An 18,318-nucleotide genomic window follows, 5' to 3' on the forward strand; every position below is an offset into this window, starting at 1 on the left:
TCTGAATTGAATTCTAGTAAAAGGAGCCAAAACAATTGATACAATAAACCAAGAGCAACAACGCCAAACTGAACTACTGAAGCAATATATGGAGAAGCACTTCAAACCACCAAAAATGAAGCAATTAATCAAAACCTTCTCTTTCTCAGAACTTCGCAAGCTAATAGGAGAAATGGACATCGAGTATTTCGCCTTGTGCTATTTCCCAAAATACTTTGACCGACAATTTGGCCAGTTTCACCGTCAACTATTCGCTGAGTTAAAACATATGCTTTCCAATACAGGACTGATTACGGCTTTCGGACTCCCAAGGGAGCATGGAAAATCCACGATCAGTTCTTTTTTATTTCCACTGTATGCGACTCTTTATGATAAATCGCAGTTTACACTCATCATATCGGCAACAGAAATTATAGCTCTCCCATTTTTAGATATGATCAAGGATGAGCTTGAGACGAACACGATGCTTATTGAAGATTTCGGTATCCGTAAAGGCAGTAGATGGAACAATAATGAAATTCATCTCAAGAGTAAAAGTGGATTAGATTCCTGTATTATGATTCGTGGAGTTGATGGTTCTTTACGAGGCATCCACTATAAGCATCATCGTCCAACTTTGGTTCTGCTCGATGATTTGCTCAAGGATGATACAGCTAAGTCTGAAACCAAACGTGATCAGATTAAAAGTACATTCACCGATGTCGTTTTGCCAATCGGAACAAGAGACACGAATATTCTCATCTGCGGTACTATCCTGAACGAAGAAGATATAATGGCTGATCTACTCAAAGGAAAGATACCTGGTGTCAGAAGTATCCGTAAAGCAGCCGTTGTCCAATTTTCGGATCGAGATAACTTATGGTCAGAATGGGAAATCCAATATAACAACCTTCAAGACGAGGACAGGATCAACACAGCCTTGTCTTTTTTTATTGCCCATAAAGATGAGATGCTTGAGGGTACGGAAATTCTATGGAGTGAGTATCTGGATTACTATTATTTGATGTGTAAGAAGCAAGCAATGGGAGAGAAGTCATTCTACAAGGAACTTCAAAACGATCCTCGCTCAACGGACGATTACATATTTCAAAACATCATGTATTGGGATAGTTTGCCTGAGTTTGATGAGATGGAGCTAGATATGTATATTGATCCGGCAATCAAAAATGGAAAGAGAAATGACTATTCAGCCATCACAATTTTAGGACAGCATCGTAAAACGAAACAACTATATGTGATTGATGGTAACATATATAAATTGCTGCCAGATGATTTATTTCAAGTGGCTGTTGAAAAGTTGATCCTTTACCCTGTTGATAAGATTGGATTTGAGACGATTCAAGCTCAAAGTTATATGAAGCAAAAGTTTGAGGAGGAACTCTGGAAGGCTAAGAAGTTTACTCCAGTTGAAAGTATTAATAGTCGAGGGCAGAAGCATGAACGGATTATTAGTTTAGAGCCTGATGTTAAGAAGGGATATATTCTGTTCAATTCAGCAAATATTCGATACAATAACCAAATAAAGGATTATAATCGAAACTGTAAGTGGGATGATGCTCCTGATAGTTTGTATGGGGCTGTTCAATTAATTCAGTCAGTGAAAAGTTTGAAGTTTTATGATCGGAGTTTATTGTTTTAAAGGTGCAATTAAAAACCAATGTTTATATCACCAAACTAGTTAAGCTAACTGGCAGTTTACTTCAATAAAGTTGGTTCTTAGTTATATCAGATTTCTTTTACTATATTGTGCAGATTGATTCTAGATGAAGCATTAGTAATATTTTGTTAGGTTAGAATTAATCGACTAATTAAAAGTAGGAACGTGGATAAAGTGAAAAAGATGTTGATAATTTTGATTTTTTTACTGATTATTTTATCGTTTTTTTTATTTGATTTCATGTATATCTATAAGTTTTCGAGGGCAATACCTATGTACAAGATGTGGTTAATTATTTTGTATTTTATAATTATAGGAATGTTATTAAGGACGTGTTTCGCTCGTAATAATTGGATGAATTTTTTTTCGTTATTTCCTTTATTCCATATGTTATTGGCATTTACAATAATTCTAAATTATTTGGTTTTTTCACTTCCCTATGTTTTATTAGGTGAATCTATCTCCTGCGGTTATTTATTAATCTGTTTTTTTTATTCAAAAAACAAAAAAACAGGAGCAGTTATTGGTTTTATATTTAATTTTGCAGCACTCATTTATGTAACGTTTCTGTAAGGATTATGAACAGGGTTATACTTGTACATCAAGAAGTTTGATCCATCCTATAATACTGTGGATTAGTTGCTAAGTTATGCAAATCTTATTGAACTAGGTCGTGGATGCGAGCTAGCTTAGGTTATTTGTTGTTTGTTTCAAGCCCTAAAAGTAGTCAAATACTGAAGAGTTCCGATTACAAATGGAAATCGAATTGACAATCAATATCTTCGTTACGTTAACGGAGAATGATAGTAACAATAAGGAACTGCCTTTTTTAAAAGGTGGTTTTTTTATTATGCAAAATTAACAAGCAACAATTACATAGCCCATTTTGAAAGGAAGCAAAAGTATGCAAATAACGGAATCAATTATTTTACAGTGTCTGAAGGAACTCAATCAAGCGGCACTAACTAAGCAAACATACTTTGACTATTACAACGGCAATCACGCCATTCTAAAAGATTATGCAATGCAGGAGAGTCGAAGCAACCGAAAATTGATATTTAACTTCCCACGAAAATTTGTGGACAATGAAGTAGGATACATACTTGGCAAGCCAGTCAATTACGTTTCCAAATCAGACAAGGATGAAGTGGTTCATAAGCTGGATTTGAATATGAGCCATTGGGAAAAGGAACACAACATTAATCTTCGGAAGCAGAGTGAAATTTACGGTGAAAGCTATGAACTGAATTATTTGGATTACGATGGACTGTTCTCGGCAACTGTTCTAACACCTCAGAATGCTTATGTATTGGAGGATGGAACAGAAGATCGAAATGTACTGATGGCTATTCACAAGTTTACAAAGCGATTCGACGATAAAGTTTACTTGGATGTTTATACGGATAACGAAATTCTGCATTATGAATTAATGGGCGATAATAGAAACAGCCTCAATGAGCAAAGTAAATCACCTAAACTTCAATATATCGGAAAACATGATCACATCTTCGGAAGAGTCCCTGTCATTTCTTGCCCAGCTAATACTGAGCGGAAATGCGGCTTCCAAGATGTGATTTCTTTGTTTGATGCCTATAATGCCCTTAACTCGGATTTGGTCAACGAAATCGCAGACCATCGTAATTCATATCTGGTCATTGAGAACGCCAAGTTAGAGGAAGAGGATTTACTGAAAATGAAGAAGATGGGAATCATCCAAGTTCCTGTTGGTGGTAAAGTAACGTGGCTAATCAAGGAGATAAATGATTCGTTTGTTAAAAATGAACTGGATAATCTTGAGCATAAAATTTATGACATGATGGATCAGGTAAATTTCAATGAGAATTGGGCATCGAATACTTCCTCGTTGGCACTTCGAAATAAGCTGCTAAATTTAGAAAATAGAGTCGCTATTCGGGAAGCCATGATGGAGAAAGTCATCAAGGGCAGGCTTCGGAATTTCTTTACCTATCTTCAGAAAAAAGAAGGTGTTCAATATGATTATCGGGATATCGCTGTTAAATTCACGAGAAATTTGCCAACTGATTTGGTGGGATTGGCAGATGTCATCGTGAAGCTGAAGGATATTGTTTCGCATGAATCATTGCTTGCCTTATTGCCATTCGTTGAAAATCCGAAGCTCGAACATAACAAGTTTCATACCGATAAGCAACGGTTTATGGAATCGACTGGAGATGTGAAACATGCAGAATAAAAACAAAATCAAGCAACTTATTAAACATAATTGTGCTTCCTATCTCAGTGACAAATATGGCATCTCGAATTATTGCTGCTGGAAAGATGGTTCATGTGTATTTTTTGATCAGGACAATCCTCTCCCAAGCTGTCGATATTTTGAAAATGGAGTGCTGTCAGCTGATGAGAAGTTAGAAAGCGAATATAAGTTGGAACGGAATATGCATGTTGATAGACAGGTAGCAAAGCCGAAGGTTAATTGTAAGAAATGTGGGACTACATTCGAGGCGAATTCTAATCGGCAATCTTATTGTGAAAAATGTGATGAAACGAATAAGAAGGAAAAGACAAAATTACGGATGCGGAAGATGAGACGAAAACAGGCTTGATGTTACGCTTTAGAGGGTTCAAAAAGCTATATAAACTAAGGGTTTATTATCGGCAAAAATGAGGGGGTAGGGTATTTGTTCCTTATCCTCGTTTTTGCCATCTCTAATGCGTTACATCATTGTCCTGAGCAAGACATTAAACTGCTACAAAAAATACATAGAATTGCGTGTTTGGTTCTTACGAGTCGAATGGGCATCAAAGGAGATTAATGAAAATGGATTTAGAACAAGTTAAACAGTTTATCGAAGCAAATGGCACGACAGAGGAAGTGAAAGCATATCTTCAGGGTGTGAATCCCATCAACGTTGAAGGTATTGAGCTATTCATCCAAACTGATAAGGAAGCCAAGAGTTGGTTCGATAGCACAGTAGATAAACGAACAACCAAGTCGCTGGAAACGTGGAAAGCGAATCAACTTGAAGGATTGATTACAGAAGAGATAAAACGCAGATTCCCTGCCAAGGATGAGAAAGAAATAGAGATGGAGAAGCTACGTGCCGAAGTGGAGAATATGAAACTTGAGAAGCAGCGTGAACGATTAACCAGCCAAGCGATTAAAACTGCATCTGAAAAGAAACTTCCACTCCAGTTAGTGGATTTTTTTATTGGAGCAGATGAGTCTACAACGACAGCCAATCTAACTGCGTTTGAACAGTCGCTTCAATTGGCAGTACAACAGCAAGTCGAACAACGGCTCAAAGGAGATGGCTATACTCCCACTGTTGATTCTACAGGTAAAACTTTCACATTGGATGCGATTAAAGGCATGTCGTCCGATGAAATCAACAAGAATTGGGATCAAGTCAAACTAGTATTACAAAACAAACAATAAAAAATGAAAAGGACAAGGTGAATAATCATGGCAGTAACAAATTTTATTCCTACAATATGGAGCGCACGTTTAAATGAAAGCTTTAAGAAGAATCTGGTTTATGGGAATGTGGTCAATACAGATTATGAAGGTGAGATCAAAGGCCAAGGTTCAACCGTGAAGATTAACTCTATTGGTACAGTAACCATTGGTACATATGATAAAGTGGCAGGAATCGGTAATCCGCAGGAGTTGGATTCTGCACAAAAAACATTAACCATCGACCAAGGAAAATTTTATAACTTTACCGTTGATGATGTCGATGCGGCTCAAGCTAATGTAGATTTGCTTAGTGGAGGCATAGTGGAAGCATCATATGGTTTGGCTAATGTGGTGGATCAGTACATCGCAGGATTCTATACGGAAGTAAAGGCAGGGAATACCATTGGAAATGATACAACACCTATTATTCCGACTTCATCTACAGCCTATGATTACCTTGTGGATTTGGGTGTCATTTTGGATGAAAATGATGTGCCAGAAGGGGATCGATTTGTTGTTGTACCTGCCTTCTTCTATGGCTTACTCGTCAAAGATCCACGTTACACGAAAGATGCAAATGTCATGAGGACTGGATTTGTCGGCAGTATCGATAATATGTCAGTGTACAAGTCGAACAATGTGCCAAATACAGCGGGTGTAAAATATAAAATTATTGCTGGACACAAGAGTGCCATCTCATTTGCTGGTCAAGTGGATACGGTTGAAGCTTACCGTCCAGAGAAGCAATTTTCTGATGCGATTAAAGGACTTCAAGTTTTCGGAGCCAAGTGTATTAAGCCAGAAGCCATTGCTGTACTCACGGCAAATAAATCTTAATCAGACCGATCATATACTATATAGAAGAAACACGTTCGGGGTGTCCATTTGGATGCCTCTATTTTAATTTTAGGAGGCTGATGAATATGTGGTTTTTAAATAAAGAAACAGGCTGTACATGGGAAATAGAAGATCAGGAGTTGATTCAGCGACTACAGGCAAATTACTGTTATGAACAGGTAGACGAACCGAATAAAGGAGAACTACCAATCAAAACGCCAGATGCAAAGAACACGAAGCGTAACGACAAGGAGTTATCTTAATGGATGAACAACTGGAATTGTTGAAGCGATTGTTGGGGATGGATTTGTTCGATATCTCTAAGGATGAGGTACTGGCTCACTATCTGAAAAAGGCCAAGAACAATATTACGGGCTATTGCAACGTGGACGAACTTCCTGCTGAATATGATGATACTGTTGTCGATTATGCAGTTTATCTCTACAGGAATAAAGACTCGGTTGGGTTGATGCAGAAGCAAGAAGGCGAACGTTCAGCCAGTTATGAACCAGGTATTCCACAAAGTATTCGACTGGCTCTTCCTCTACCGAGAATCAAAGTAGGGTATTAGTCATGTTCAATGATACGAAACTGGAGATTTTAGAATCTGCAAATTTGACGACTATAAAAACGATTTATGCTGATGTTCAGCCATACATAAAGAACTATACATTTGAGGATGAAATTTTGCTGGAAGCTACGCATCGTGCCTTTTGCGATCAACACTCCGAGCTGGAACTATGCCGATATATACGGATTGACCATCAAATTTACATCATCTTGGACTTGAAACAATGGAGCGACCATATAGAAATATATCTATATCCTTGTAAGCCGGATTTTGCGTAGGAGGGAGTGATCATGACACGAAGTATTGAAACGATGATGGATTTCTTCCTTCGGGAGAAAGGTGAACTTATACATATAAACGGTGTGAAGCAGACTGCTCTCATTCGGGATGCGGTTGATAAGATTCAATTAGGTGATGAGAAAATAGTGCGTGCTGCAACTCTATTGCATATTGGCGATTTTATTGATTACCGTAATGAGCGTTATTTGATAACAAGCGAAATTGACCATAATAAACAATCGTATCGCAGCAGGATACGAAAGTGTAATTACAATATCGCCTTTAACTGGAACGGCAACGTGAAATGGTTTGATGCCATTGTAGAGGGTAAAACATTTTCGATTGATGATGGAAAGATGATTTCGATGCCGGAAGGAACCATCCATGTATATCTCCAAGACAACGCGGATACGAGAGCAATTACGCTTAGCCAACGCTTCTATAACACACACCAGCCATTTAAAGTGGAAGGCATTGATCGAACCGTCAATGGAATCATCAAACTAAGCTGCTCGTTGGGCAGCATTTCTACTCCATATGATGATGTGGAGAATAACATAGCAGACCGATGGAAATATGAAGCCTCTCATACATATGCACTAACCATAGATAATGGAACGACAGCAAATGTCCTGATCAATGATATTTTACAGTTGAATTGTACAGTCATCGATGATGACCATCCTATATCAAATCCATCCATTACATTTTCATCAAGTGATCCGAGTGTTGTTAGCGTGGATAATGAGGGCAAGGTCATGGGAATAGAAGCTGGGCAAGCGATGATTACAGCGAGGTTGACCTATTATCCCGATGTTCAAGATACGATCCAGATTACAACTGTTGAAACGATGACTCATACATACACCATATCCTTAACAGGCAATCCAACTATTAAAATTGGACAAAGTACATCTTACGTCAGCCACATATATGACAATGGAACTGAAGTGTTCGATCAGTCGGTTCAATGGAGTTTGCGAAATCAAGAGGATACGACTCCCATCATGGGAAGCATCACAGCAAGCACAGGAAATAGCTCAACGGTGAAGGCTGGCAGCAGTAGCGGATATATCAACAAATACATCGTATTGATTGCCACGCTAACGAGCGATCCTACGATTACAATAGAAAAGATGATTCAGCTTAAAAGTCTATTATAACGTTCATACATATTGGCTTGCCCATTCGGGTAGGCCAATTTTATTTTCATTTAAAAGGAGCCTATACATATGAAAAAATCTATCGATTACATGCTCAGCGTGAGCCTATTAAAACAACTAATATTACAAAATTTAATAACCGATGAAGAGTTTGCCGAGATCGATTTATTGAATAAAAAGTCTTTCAAAGCCCGTAAAATGGGCAGAAATGATTTGATGATGTGCAGAAGTAATCGTAACATGTGACAGTAAAAGGAATATATTTGAGGGGGAATTGTATGGGTAAAGTATTGAAGAAGGTTGTTGTTGTGCCGATTAAAACATTGGATATGGTAGATGGCATTCAGCAGATACAAAAGAAACGTGTAGCAGCTTACTGTCGCGTGAGCACGGAGCATTTGGAGCAAAAAGAGAGTTACGAGAACCAACTACAACATTATACGAGGTATATTCAAAGTAATACGGATTGGGACTATGTAGATATTTATGCGGACGAGGGAATTTCGGGGACGGGAACCAAGCATCGGACTGATTTTAACCGCATGATACAGGATGCTCGAAACGGTAGGATGGATTTGATCCTTGTGAAAAGTATATCGAGGTTTTCAAGAAATACGATGGACTTGTTGAAATATGTAAGGGAACTGAAGAGTCTTGGCATTGCCGTATTATTCGAAAAAGAGAACATCAACACGCTCGAATCCTCTGGTGAAGTATTTCTGACGATCTTTAGCTCCATCGCCCAAGATGAAAGCAGGAATATATCCGAGAACTCAAAATGGGGCATTCAAAAAGGATTTGCAAACGGAAAAGTGCATTGTAATACCACACGTTTCCTCGGCTACGATAAGGACAAGGAAGGCGAACTGGTCATCAATGAAAAGGAAGCCGAATTAGTACGCCGGATTTATGAGGAGTATCTGGAGGGTAAAAGCTATCAGGCGATTGCTACAGGATTGATGAAGGATAAAATCAAAACGGTCACTGGCGGTGATAGATGGTGGGATTCTTCCATAACCCTGATTCTGACAAATGAAAAATATTACGGAGCTTTACTCCAGCAAAAGACCATCACAGTAGATTTTCTAAGCCATAAGCGAGTTAAGAACCATGGTCAGGAACAGAAATACTTGATTGAGGATAACCATGAGCCGATCATTTCCAAAGAGATGTTTGAACTGGTACAAACGGAAAAAGAGCGCCGCGCATACCTCAAGGGTAATATCATGGGAGATAGGAAGAAATACTCCAGCAAATATCCACTCAGTGGTAAAGTATTCTGTGGCTGCTGTAATGCTAATTTCAAAAGGCGAACATGGAACAGCAATAATATTTCTAAGAAAGTCGTATGGCAATGCCGAACCTACGTCAACGAAGGCAAAGAAGCTTGCGATGCCAAAGCAGTCGATGAATATGTGTTGCAGGATGCCTTTGTACGAGTATTCAATAGGATGCATGAAAACAAGGATGGATTTATCCAAACACTGAATATGAACATTGAGGCGATACTTTCCAAGCGAGAAGGGCATGAGCCGCTTATTAAAGTAGAACAGAACATCGAACAGTTGAAAGCTGATCTCAAGGGATTGGTAAACCTGAAGCTTCGAGATAATATTGACGAGATCGTATATAACGAGGAAAATGCAAGGATATCCTCCGAATTAGAAAAGCTACGGCAAAAGAAAATAATGCTTGAGAAAGATATGGATCAAAAAGCTCAAATCCAGAGCCGAGTAAACGAAATTATACAAGTAATGAATGCGCGGCAGGATTTACTTGAACAATTTGACGATGAACTATTTAACGCGTTGGTAGAGAAGATAACCATTCTCTCGCCAACGCGTTATTTATTTACCTTGAAAAGCGGGCTGGAGATTGAAGAGATCGATGAGTAAACTCCAACCTGTAATATAAACATATAATGAGGCAGATGGCATGGTAAGTCCATGCTGTTTGATCGTTAAAATTCCAACTGATTCTCCTTCAATAAAAGCTTAATCTCCTTGATCATCCCCATTCCATCCTTAACCCCTCTTAAATAAAGCCATTCCTTTTCAGCCGATTGCTGATATTGAACAGCATCTTCCCACTCTAGCAAAATACCTTGAGCAGAATCATCCATCTGACTTTTCAAATCCGATAGCAATTTTGATGATTTTTCGACCAACGGAGCAATGTGTTCTTGCTGTTCGACAGTAAGAGATAATTCATCAAACCTCTTGTTCAAGCCTTCCACTAGCCATTCCGGCCAATCTTCCATAGTGCTGTCCCCTTCCCATTGTTTGAGTGTGTGTATGTTAACTCTGATGGGAAGAGGTTGGCAAGTTATGATTTTGAATTAGTTAAGAAAGTCGTTTGTTCTTTATTATATAAATGTTTTAAACATACTGTTATTATTATAAATGGGTGTAATATACTATTCTTCCTATAGTTTTGTAAGCGCAATGATTTGTCATGAGGTTTGTAATTAGGTTCTTGAGGGAATATGGAGGCTTGGATTATGCCAGTATCAATCCAGAGTATTGAAGAGTCATTATCAGTTTCTTACGTGAGTGCAATTGTTGCTCAATCTGGTGCCTCTTTCGACATTGTATCGAGGGATTACGGTGTTGATGTATGCGTAAGGCGTGTGGATTCATTCAATGGTAAAATGATGGACATGGGAGTGTCTTTTGACTGTCAATTAAAAGCAACAATAAATTGGGATCTAGAAGATACCTCAATTGTGTATGATCTAGAGGCTGATACTTATAATAAGCTTATATACAGGCACATCAACTCTTCTACACCGTGCCTCCTTGTAGTTCTCTGTTTACCTAGGAATAAATCCGATTGGATGCATATTTCTGAGGAAGGGTTAAATTTGAGGAAATGCTGTTATTACTATTATGTAAATGGGGAAGCAACAGAGAATAAATCATCCTTTAGGATAAGAATCCCAAGAACAAATATATTTTCCCCAGACGCTGTAGTAAAATTAATTAATGATGTTCGATTGGGGGTTATCAAATGAACAACCAATCATTGATGTTTACAGAAATTGGGAAAGTCTCATTAATTGATATTATAAGATACTTCAATAGTATTGGCTGGAAACAAGTCTCCCATCCTAATGATAAAGTTATTATGTTCTATGGTTCTTCAAATGACATGGGCAAACCATTGGAAATAGCAATTCCTAACAAGGTAGATTATCAAGATTATTATTCAAGAATATATGATGCTCTTAAAGTACTATCTGTCATCTTGAATAAAGATATAAAAATTATTTTAAACGAAATTAATTTAACAAGCCATGATCTTTTTCGAGCGCGTATCTTAAATACAGGTGACTTTTCAAATAGTATTCCGCTGTCGTATGCTGCAACAAGTATTAATGGACTGAAAGATCTTTTTATATATGCGGCTTGTTCAGAAGAAAGAAGTCTTCCTTATTTTGATAGACCTTTACAGGTAGGGATACTTCATGCGGATTTATGCCGTTTCGGTCATACATTTGAAGGAAGTTTCGGAATAACTATAAATTCACCAATAATCAATGATTATGTACAATTATCAATGTTCGAAGAAGACAAAGCTATTCCGTTTGAGAGGCGAGTAATGGAAAGGATTGTTCGTAGCTTTGATCTTATAGAGAAATCGGTTATGAAAAATGATGCAGAGATTTTAATAAATAATTTTGATATTGGTTTAAACTCAAAAATGTGCGAGTCATTATTAGAATTATCTCAATCAAAAACTAAAAATCTGGGATTTGATATTACTTGGAGTCCGAAGTTTGAAGTTTCAGAAGACATACGAAAAAGTAAGGAATGGAAGTTAACAGAGGCTTCTTATGAAGTAATTGAATATGCTGCATATGAACTTTCTAAAATTGAACCTTATCAAGAAACAATTATTGGAAAAATTATTACTCTTCATTCAAATAAGAACCCTTTGAGCGATGAAGAATTTTCGAGACAGGCAATTGTGAAATACGATTTCGAAGGTAAGATAGTAAATGTTAAATTAGATTTGGATAAAGAAGGTTATAGTATTGCATATGATGCACACGGAAAAGGTTTGCCGATAGAAGTTGTAGGGACTATATTTAGAAAAGGGAATACGTGGAAAATGGTTGATGTTGTTAAGATATCAATTTGGGTCTAAATTATAGTCTACATGACCTAATAACTTGCTAATGTATGAACAATATTATTTGGAAGGAACATTATTATGGAGAGTATTATAACAAGTGAAAATAACATTGAAGAGATATTAAATAATTTAATTGAATCCTATGAAGGGAAAATAATAAATGCATTTAATCGTTCATTTTATAATTACGAATACTGTATAGAGGAACTATGTCAATATTATCATAAATACAAAGAATTATTTAATATGGAAAATAGATTTTTAGAATTATTACGATATTCCATTATATGTTCTGGAGAGTCGTCGGATGATGGATATGCATATGGTGGAATTAATAAAATAAAAAGCAACATAAAATTTTTAGGAGAAGATCTTGTTTTAAAGTTAATAGAATTGATCGGAATAAACACTAAATTATGGGATGATAGAATGAAATTAAAACAAATGCTTGCAATAATAAATAACTCTGGTTTTGATGATAATAAGAGGCGAAGCTTGAAGTTTTTTTATGTTGACAGATTTTACTTAGAATATGAAATTAATATAATAATAAAAAAAGAAATAAATTCTAAATATACAGAATATGTTGAAGCTAAACTTAAAATGGAAGAAATAAATAAATCAGTAAATATAGTTTTTAATAAAATACATGAAAAAGACAGTAATAAATCAATTCAATTTCTCATCGATTATGATAAATTTTCGGGAGCAAATTTTATAATAAAGATGGATGAAAAAACAACAAATAGTCTGATGAAAATAAAACTCTTGGAAAACCGTGATATAATACAAATATTGGATATGAATATGGAATTGTTGAACATACAATTTAATGAATATGACAACTGTGTCTCACTTATTGATAAAAGTCTAACAGAAATACATAAATTTATTAAAGGAAAAATAGATGACATTTATGGAAATAAATATCTTTCAAAAAAAATTATAAGCAATGTATTAGAAAAACCAAAGTTTACTTCATTAGTAGTTAGAGAAGCATTGAATGATGCTGATTCCTTAATTAAAGCTAATAAGGTAAGTAATGCTGTTGATCGAATTCACACAGCTTTACATGGTTATTTAAGAACAATTTGTGAAGACGAAAAGATACTATACGAACAAGATGCAAGCATCTTTAAGTTACTTAAATTAATAGAAAAAAACAGCGATATATTTAAAGTTAATGGTAATGAGAATGAACACATTAACAGAGTTTTAAGATCAATAGGAAACATAGTGGATGCACTAAATCCAATTCGAAATAATGCTTCACTTGCTCATCCTAATGATGAGTTGCTCATGGAAGAAGAAGCTTTCTTAGTAGTAAACATTACACTGATAATATTAAACTATTTAGATAGTAAACTAGTTAACAGAACAAAAAACATGTAGCTGTACTGGGTTTTATTATGTTCCTTTCACTGTCTCGACACATGTGGAGTGTGTGGTAAGGATATATCGGGAGGATATTACGAAGCTCAGTTAGATCAATAAATACAGGCGTTGGAAGGATATGTACATCCACCAACGCTTTTTGTATGTAAACATATGTTTCCTGACATTTCTACACCTCTTGTTTATGGTATTTATATGAAAATATCTGAAGTATCCTTTCGCAATTTGGATAGACAATTCATTGTAACTTGGGATAAGAAAGTGTTTGATTTCGTTCAGAAGAGTTATGAAATACCCATGCAGTCCAATGCAATCATTCTAAGGGGCTATATCGATCATGAATGTGGACTTAGTTTCGAATTTGCATGCTGCGCTGTCATGAATCAAGAGAATGTTCAACCTATTGTATTAAAAAATTTCGATAGCTTGTTAATATTGCGGTCAGGGTATATAAGTGATTGCGAGTTTTCGTTCTACACACTCGAATAAGCAACCAAGATATCGAACGAGTCTGTGAGATTACTGATTGTTATTATGATCATGATGAATTTGTGTTAGATTTTCGGATCAAATTTCCTGATGATGTCAAAATGTAATGAATTGGAGATAACAAGCAAACAGAGGAAGTATGGTGTAGAGTGGGGCGTTATAATCCTAACAGTCAAAAGATTGTTTGCAAACTTTTAAACACGCCATATCAAAGTTTTACTTTACAAGAAGGTGATTGCATTGAAATAACTCCTACCAAGTTAGATGATCAGATCGTGTTTTTTTGGCAAGAGTTTTTCACCCTGATTCATTACCATGAACAATCTCGTGAAGCGGTGCAGGTGAACGAACATGTGCTTCCGTCCGCTGTGCTGCTGCCCTTCATAAACGCTAACATAAAGAACCTTCCCTTGTGCAGAAAATATCAGCCAGTTATTTCAATTCATGATACAATATTTGCATGAACATGCGCTGAAGCCAAGCTTCGGTTCAAATTTCTGTAATCGGTTTCAATTCTTCCTACTCGGTGGTCAGTAAGCTCTCCAAAGATCTGTGCGGCTACCCGATTTATATTTAATTCAAGTGAAATCTTAAATAAGGAGTTAGAAATCTATGAACGCATCTTATCACTTTGACGAAGTCGGTAGACTTCCCTTACCCGGAGATAATGTCGCTATTGCCATTCGCCAACTGGAGGCTGGCACTACCATTGACTATCAAGGCCAAACCCTGACCTTGAATCACACGGTCATGGAGGGCCATCGCTTTGCAGTGAAGGAGATTGCTTCTGGTGAGACCCTGCTTTCCTGGGAATTACCCTTTGGTGTGGCTCTGCAACTGATTCTACCCGGCAATTACGTGATCAACAGTGCCGTGTTGGAAGCGCTTAGTGTCCGTTCGCTGGGATTTGCACTGCCGACGGCGCCCAATTTTGCCGATCAGGTTCATCCTTATGTGCTTGACGAGGTGAATTTCCAACCGGCTCCTGCATTGTCCGCTTACCCGGATACGCGCTCCTTTCAGGGCTATCGGCGCAGCCAGGCCCGCGGCGTCGGTACTCGCAACATGATTGTCCTGTTGGGTACGACCTCACGCACGGGGAGCTATGTCAAGCAGCTTGCAACCCGTTTGCAGGGCGATCTGAAGAACTACCCTCAAGTGGATGGAATTGTCCCCGTGGCGCATACGGAGGGGGGCATTGATCAACCGAATAATCTGGCGCTATTGCTGCGCACGTTGGCCGGATTTATCGTTAATCCCAACGTGGGTGCAGTCTTGATAGTAGATTATGGTGTAGAATCTGTGACCAATCAGATGGTGGAAGCGTACTTACGCGAACACAATTATCCATTAGATGAAGTGATGCATCGGTTCCTGTCACTAAAAGGCGGCTTTCAAGATAATTTAAACGCTGGGGAAGATATTGTGCGTGAATGGTTGCCAACTGTCAGTGCCATGGAACGTACCCCTGAATCCATTAGCCACCTAAAGATTGGACTGCAATGTGGTGGCTCCGACGCCTTTTCCGGCATTTCCGCAAATCCGCTGCTGGGCTGGATTGCACAGGAATTGGTGCGCTACGGTGGCGCTGCTAGCTTAGCTGAAACCGATGAATTAATTGGCGCTGAGCCTTATGTCCTGCAGAAGGTGCGCGATGTGGAAACCGCCCGCAAATTTTTAAAGCTTGTAGAACAATTCAGGGAGCGTACTTCTTGGCATGGCGCTAACGCCGAAGGAAATCCGTCAGGCGGCAATAAATATCGCGGCCTTTATAACATTTACCTCAAGTCCATTGGCGCTGCCCGCAAGAAAGACCCGGACACCCGCCTCGATTATGCTATTGAGTACGGCGAGATCATGAGTGAACCCGGCTTTTACTTTATGGATAGCCCCGGAAACGACCTCGAAAGTATTGCCGGACAGGTGGCTTCAGGCTGTAATCTGATTTACTTTACGACAGGCAACGGTTCGGTTACTAACTTTCCATTCGTACCGACAGTCAAGGTGGTGACAACGACGCCGCGCTTCCAACTGCTGTCCAATGATATGGATATCAACGCCGGTGTATACTTGGAAGGCGTATCCATGGATGAGCTGGGCAAGCAAGCCTTCGAGCTTTCGATACAAGTGGCCTCAGGTCAGCGCAGTGCGGGTGAAAAAGCGGGCCATTCGCAGGTGCAAATCTGGAGAAATTGGCGGCAAACCGATACAAGCCAACTGAATACATTGCTGAATGCGCCTCTGCCGACAGGGAAGCCTATTGCGGTTCGAACGGACGCAGCCGCGGCTGCCAACCCCGTCAGTTTTACGTTTACTCGTCACGGAGACCATCGGGCCAGTGACAGAATCGGCTTAATCCTGCCCACAAGTCTATGTGCCGGTCAGGTGGCGAATATGATTGCATTGCGACTGAATAACCAGAGATTAGGTCAACCCGGACATCTCTCGCGTTTTGTAGCCTTGGCTCACACGGAAGGATGCGGGAATTCGGGTGGTCAACCCGAGCAGTTGTATGCCCGAACAATGATTGGTTATGTTACCCATCCGCTAGTCAAGCATTGTCTGCTGCTGGAACATGGCTGTGAGAAAACCCACAATGACTTTATGCGTCACGAGATGGAGGAGATGGGGGTTGATCCGGGTCGTCTTGGTTTTGCTAGTATTCAACTTGACGGCGGGATTAATAAGGTAACTCAGAAGGTGGAGGCGTGGTTTGCTGATCAATTGTCTGCAACTGGGTCAATTACGAAAGAGACTGTCGGTCTAGAAGCATTGCGTGTTGGGATTCTAAGTGATGGTTCCGTTACTGACGCTGCTAGTGAACAACTGGCGATGTTGACAAAAATGATTGTCGGTGCAGGCGGTATGGTGATTGTTCCCGAGAACAGCGGGTTGCTTTCCACGCCTGCTTACAGCGAGGATGTATTGACTACATCCAATGTCAAACCTTCATTGGCCTATGGGGAACAAGCCCGCCACACCGGCTTCCACATCATGGAAACACCAACCGAGCATTGGGTAGAGACGGTCACGGGCTTAGCAGCAACGGGAGTAGAGTTGATTATAGCGCTGGTCCATCGTCGCCCTATGCAGACGCATCCGTTCGTGCCAATGCTGCAAATGGCATCGGACCCGTCTATGCAGCAAACCTATGCTAATGACTTGGATCTGTTACTCACCGGAAATCCCGCTGCTTGGACCGATCAGATTCTAGAGAGTTGTAAGCAAGTCATTGAGCATAGCTATACTCCACGGCTCTATCAACAAGGTAACGTTGATTTTCAATTAACACGCGGATTTCTAGGCGTTTCGTTGTGATCGGGACGTAAGCTGAGGATGACTCTGGTTTCAGATGAAAGTCAGCTTTGCTGAAGTCCTCATTGTAGGATGCAAGAGTAAAATACTTCATATGTGAATCGAAATAAACTGTAAAGGGGCCCCAAAAGTAGATAATCTCGATTGAGAGGCAGCTCGGTACTGAGTTTTTTGATTTCAATAGGAAAAGGAGTGAGCAGGAGGGATTATTTCTGCTCACTCCTTATTTATGTTTAGATTGACTGTAACAAGCCATGAAGCAGAAAACGAAATCCCCGGTTGTTTTTTCGGCCCTTCATCAATCATTCGGAAGCTATTAAATATATACAAGATATAGTGAACCTAAATATTAGATCTACATAATATGTAATTAAATCAACTCGCCTATTGGTACTTTATTGCTCGAATTTTCCTATATACCCAATTTTATTGGTGCAAAAAAACAGGGTAAGAGCATGTATGAATTACAAGTCTATTACGTTCTACCATTTAAAAAGCTAGTGTAAAACTTTTGAAAAAACCTATCCTAAACCAAGAAAACATGCCTAAGCGAACGGAATGCGAACGACAAAAAACCAGTAAAATCAAAGCTTCAGCCGACTATAACAGTCTCTATAAAACTCACTTTTTGACTCGCATACGGTGTATGTGGAAACGGTAGCTTTGTTGATATATATGGGTTTGAGTGACTGTAGTGGGGATTTGGGGACTCGGAGTGATTCGCGTCCCCATGTTAATCGTGATTGAGGTTTGCTGGGTACATTTCCATCCGATGGAGGTCGATGACCATGTTGCCGCTTTTAAGGATATCCAGACCGATGAGTCCGTTAATGTGATTAATATTCTCGTGAAAATCGCCAAAATCAACATGGGTATTATCCTTAATGAAATTGCCTAACTGGACTTGATCGACAAGCTTTCTAAATGAATATTCATCCTTTTCCCAGGCTCCATCACAATCATTCCGCTGCTGGATCCCAAGCCCTCAATTTTGCCACATTTGTCTCGTGCCGATGATGACAAGTCCAATCCATCTCCC

General features: G+C 38.8%; 16 protein-coding genes. 15 read left to right on the forward strand and 1 reads right to left on the reverse strand.

The annotated features are described in order from the left end of the window. Positions 1 to 88 precede the first annotated feature (88 nt). From terL to OB236_RS09680, 9 genes are all read left to right on the forward strand, one after another. Complete coding sequence (terL, locus tag OB236_RS09640; RefSeq protein ID WP_262683791.1) at positions 89 to 1,639, forward strand: phage terminase large subunit; 1,551 nt, start codon at positions 89 to 91, stop codon at positions 1,637 to 1,639. A gap of 922 nt (positions 1,640 to 2,561) precedes the next feature. Continuing rightward, positions 2,562 to 3,869, forward strand: coding sequence for a phage portal protein (locus OB236_RS09645; RefSeq protein ID WP_262683792.1), 1,308 nt, complete (start codon positions 2,562 to 2,564; stop codon positions 3,867 to 3,869). Between the two features lie 585 nt (positions 3,870 to 4,454). Next, positions 4,455 to 5,072 (forward strand): DUF4355 domain-containing protein, encoded by a 618-nt coding sequence (locus tag OB236_RS09650; protein ID WP_262683793.1) that lies wholly within the window; start codon positions 4,455 to 4,457, stop codon positions 5,070 to 5,072. Positions 5,073 to 5,099: 27 nt separating this feature from the next. Further along, entirely contained in the window at positions 5,100 to 5,930 is an 831-nt protein-coding gene (locus tag OB236_RS09655; protein WP_262683794.1) for a phage capsid protein, read from the forward strand. An 86-nt stretch (positions 5,931 to 6,016) separates the two neighbouring features. Then, positions 6,017 to 6,193 carry a hypothetical protein gene (locus tag OB236_RS09660; protein ID WP_262683795.1) on the forward strand — a complete coding sequence of 59 codons (177 nt, stop codon included), beginning with the start codon at positions 6,017 to 6,019 and terminating at the stop codon, positions 6,191 to 6,193. Continuing rightward, the gene (locus OB236_RS09665; protein WP_262683796.1) at positions 6,193 to 6,501 is read left to right on the forward strand and encodes a phage head-tail connector protein; all 309 of its coding nucleotides are present in this window, start codon (positions 6,193 to 6,195) and stop codon (positions 6,499 to 6,501) included. Before OB236_RS09660 ends, OB236_RS09665 begins: the two co-directional genes overlap by 1 nt. A gap of 290 nt (positions 6,502 to 6,791) precedes the next feature. Next, positions 6,792 to 7,943, forward strand: coding sequence for an Ig-like domain-containing protein (locus tag OB236_RS09670; protein ID WP_262683797.1), 1,152 nt, complete (start codon positions 6,792 to 6,794; stop codon positions 7,941 to 7,943). A 69-nt stretch (positions 7,944 to 8,012) separates the two neighbouring features. Then, positions 8,013 to 8,189, forward strand: a complete 177-nt coding sequence (locus OB236_RS09675; RefSeq protein ID WP_262683798.1) for an SHOCT domain-containing protein — start codon at positions 8,013 to 8,015, stop codon at positions 8,187 to 8,189. A gap of 32 nt (positions 8,190 to 8,221) precedes the next feature. Then, a complete protein-coding gene (locus OB236_RS09680) occupies positions 8,222 to 9,838 on the forward strand; it encodes a recombinase family protein (RefSeq protein ID WP_262683799.1) in 1,617 nt (538 codons plus the stop codon). 65 nt (positions 9,839 to 9,903) lie between these two features. Here the strand turns inward: OB236_RS09680 and OB236_RS09685 are convergent, their stop codons facing one another. Continuing rightward, the gene (locus OB236_RS09685) at positions 9,904 to 10,203 is read right to left on the reverse strand and encodes a hypothetical protein (RefSeq protein ID WP_262683800.1); all 300 of its coding nucleotides are present in this window, start codon (positions 10,201 to 10,203) and stop codon (positions 9,904 to 9,906) included. A 240-nt stretch (positions 10,204 to 10,443) separates the two neighbouring features. Between OB236_RS09685 and OB236_RS09690 the strand changes: the two genes are divergently transcribed. From OB236_RS09690 to OB236_RS09715, 6 genes are all read left to right on the forward strand, one after another. Beyond that, positions 10,444 to 10,956 carry a DUF4365 domain-containing protein gene (locus OB236_RS09690; protein WP_262683801.1) on the forward strand — a complete coding sequence of 171 codons (513 nt, stop codon included), beginning with the start codon at positions 10,444 to 10,446 and terminating at the stop codon, positions 10,954 to 10,956. Continuing rightward, positions 10,953 to 12,092 (forward strand): hypothetical protein, encoded by a 1,140-nt coding sequence (locus tag OB236_RS09695; protein ID WP_262683802.1) that lies wholly within the window; start codon positions 10,953 to 10,955, stop codon positions 12,090 to 12,092. Before OB236_RS09690 ends, OB236_RS09695 begins: the two co-directional genes overlap by 4 nt. A 66-nt stretch (positions 12,093 to 12,158) precedes the next feature. Next, positions 12,159 to 13,472 carry an abortive infection family protein gene (locus OB236_RS09700; RefSeq protein WP_262683803.1) on the forward strand — a complete coding sequence of 438 codons (1,314 nt, stop codon included), beginning with the start codon at positions 12,159 to 12,161 and terminating at the stop codon, positions 13,470 to 13,472. A gap of 641 nt (positions 13,473 to 14,113) precedes the next feature. Continuing rightward, on the forward strand, positions 14,114 to 14,428 hold the full coding sequence (locus OB236_RS09705; RefSeq protein ID WP_262683804.1) for a hypothetical protein: 315 nt from the start codon (positions 14,114 to 14,116) through the stop codon (positions 14,426 to 14,428). 286 nt (positions 14,429 to 14,714) lie between these two features. After that, positions 14,715 to 17,282, forward strand: coding sequence for a UxaA family hydrolase (locus OB236_RS09710; RefSeq protein WP_262683805.1), 2,568 nt, complete (start codon positions 14,715 to 14,717; stop codon positions 17,280 to 17,282). Positions 17,283 to 18,009: 727 nt separating this feature from the next. Beyond that, complete coding sequence (locus tag OB236_RS09715) at positions 18,010 to 18,177, forward strand: hypothetical protein (protein ID WP_262683806.1); 168 nt, start codon at positions 18,010 to 18,012, stop codon at positions 18,175 to 18,177. The last annotated feature ends 141 nt before the right edge of the window (positions 18,178 to 18,318 follow it).

Source organism: Paenibacillus baimaensis (assembly GCF_025567575.1).

What these genes read in the sequence shown, in the direction of transcription:
- terL (WP_262683791.1), top strand. Translation starts at nt 89, where the DNA reads ATGGAGAAGCACTTCAAACCACCAAAAATGAAGCAATTAATCAAAACC.
- OB236_RS09645 (WP_262683792.1), top strand. Translation starts at nt 2,562, where the DNA reads ATGCAAATAACGGAATCAATTATTTTACAGTGTCTGAAGGAACTCAAT.
- OB236_RS09650 (WP_262683793.1), top strand. Translation starts at nt 4,455, where the DNA reads ATGGATTTAGAACAAGTTAAACAGTTTATCGAAGCAAATGGCACGACA.
- OB236_RS09655 (WP_262683794.1), top strand. Translation starts at nt 5,100, where the DNA reads ATGGCAGTAACAAATTTTATTCCTACAATATGGAGCGCACGTTTAAAT.
- OB236_RS09660 (WP_262683795.1), top strand. Translation starts at nt 6,017, where the DNA reads ATGTGGTTTTTAAATAAAGAAACAGGCTGTACATGGGAAATAGAAGAT.
- OB236_RS09665 (WP_262683796.1), top strand. Translation starts at nt 6,193, where the DNA reads ATGGATGAACAACTGGAATTGTTGAAGCGATTGTTGGGGATGGATTTG.
- OB236_RS09670 (WP_262683797.1), top strand. Translation starts at nt 6,792, where the DNA reads ATGACACGAAGTATTGAAACGATGATGGATTTCTTCCTTCGGGAGAAA.
- OB236_RS09675 (WP_262683798.1), top strand. Translation starts at nt 8,013, where the DNA reads ATGAAAAAATCTATCGATTACATGCTCAGCGTGAGCCTATTAAAACAA.
- OB236_RS09680 (WP_262683799.1), top strand. Translation starts at nt 8,222, where the DNA reads ATGGGTAAAGTATTGAAGAAGGTTGTTGTTGTGCCGATTAAAACATTG.
- OB236_RS09685 (WP_262683800.1), bottom strand. Translation starts at nt 10,203, where the DNA reads ATGGAAGATTGGCCGGAATGGCTAGTGGAAGGCTTGAACAAGAGGTTT.
- OB236_RS09690 (WP_262683801.1), top strand. Translation starts at nt 10,444, where the DNA reads ATGCCAGTATCAATCCAGAGTATTGAAGAGTCATTATCAGTTTCTTAC.
- OB236_RS09695 (WP_262683802.1), top strand. Translation starts at nt 10,953, where the DNA reads ATGAACAACCAATCATTGATGTTTACAGAAATTGGGAAAGTCTCATTA.
- OB236_RS09700 (WP_262683803.1), top strand. Translation starts at nt 12,159, where the DNA reads ATGGAGAGTATTATAACAAGTGAAAATAACATTGAAGAGATATTAAAT.
- OB236_RS09710 (WP_262683805.1), top strand. Translation starts at nt 14,715, where the DNA reads ATGGAGGGCCATCGCTTTGCAGTGAAGGAGATTGCTTCTGGTGAGACC.
- OB236_RS09715 (WP_262683806.1), top strand. Translation starts at nt 18,010, where the DNA reads ATGTTAATCGTGATTGAGGTTTGCTGGGTACATTTCCATCCGATGGAG.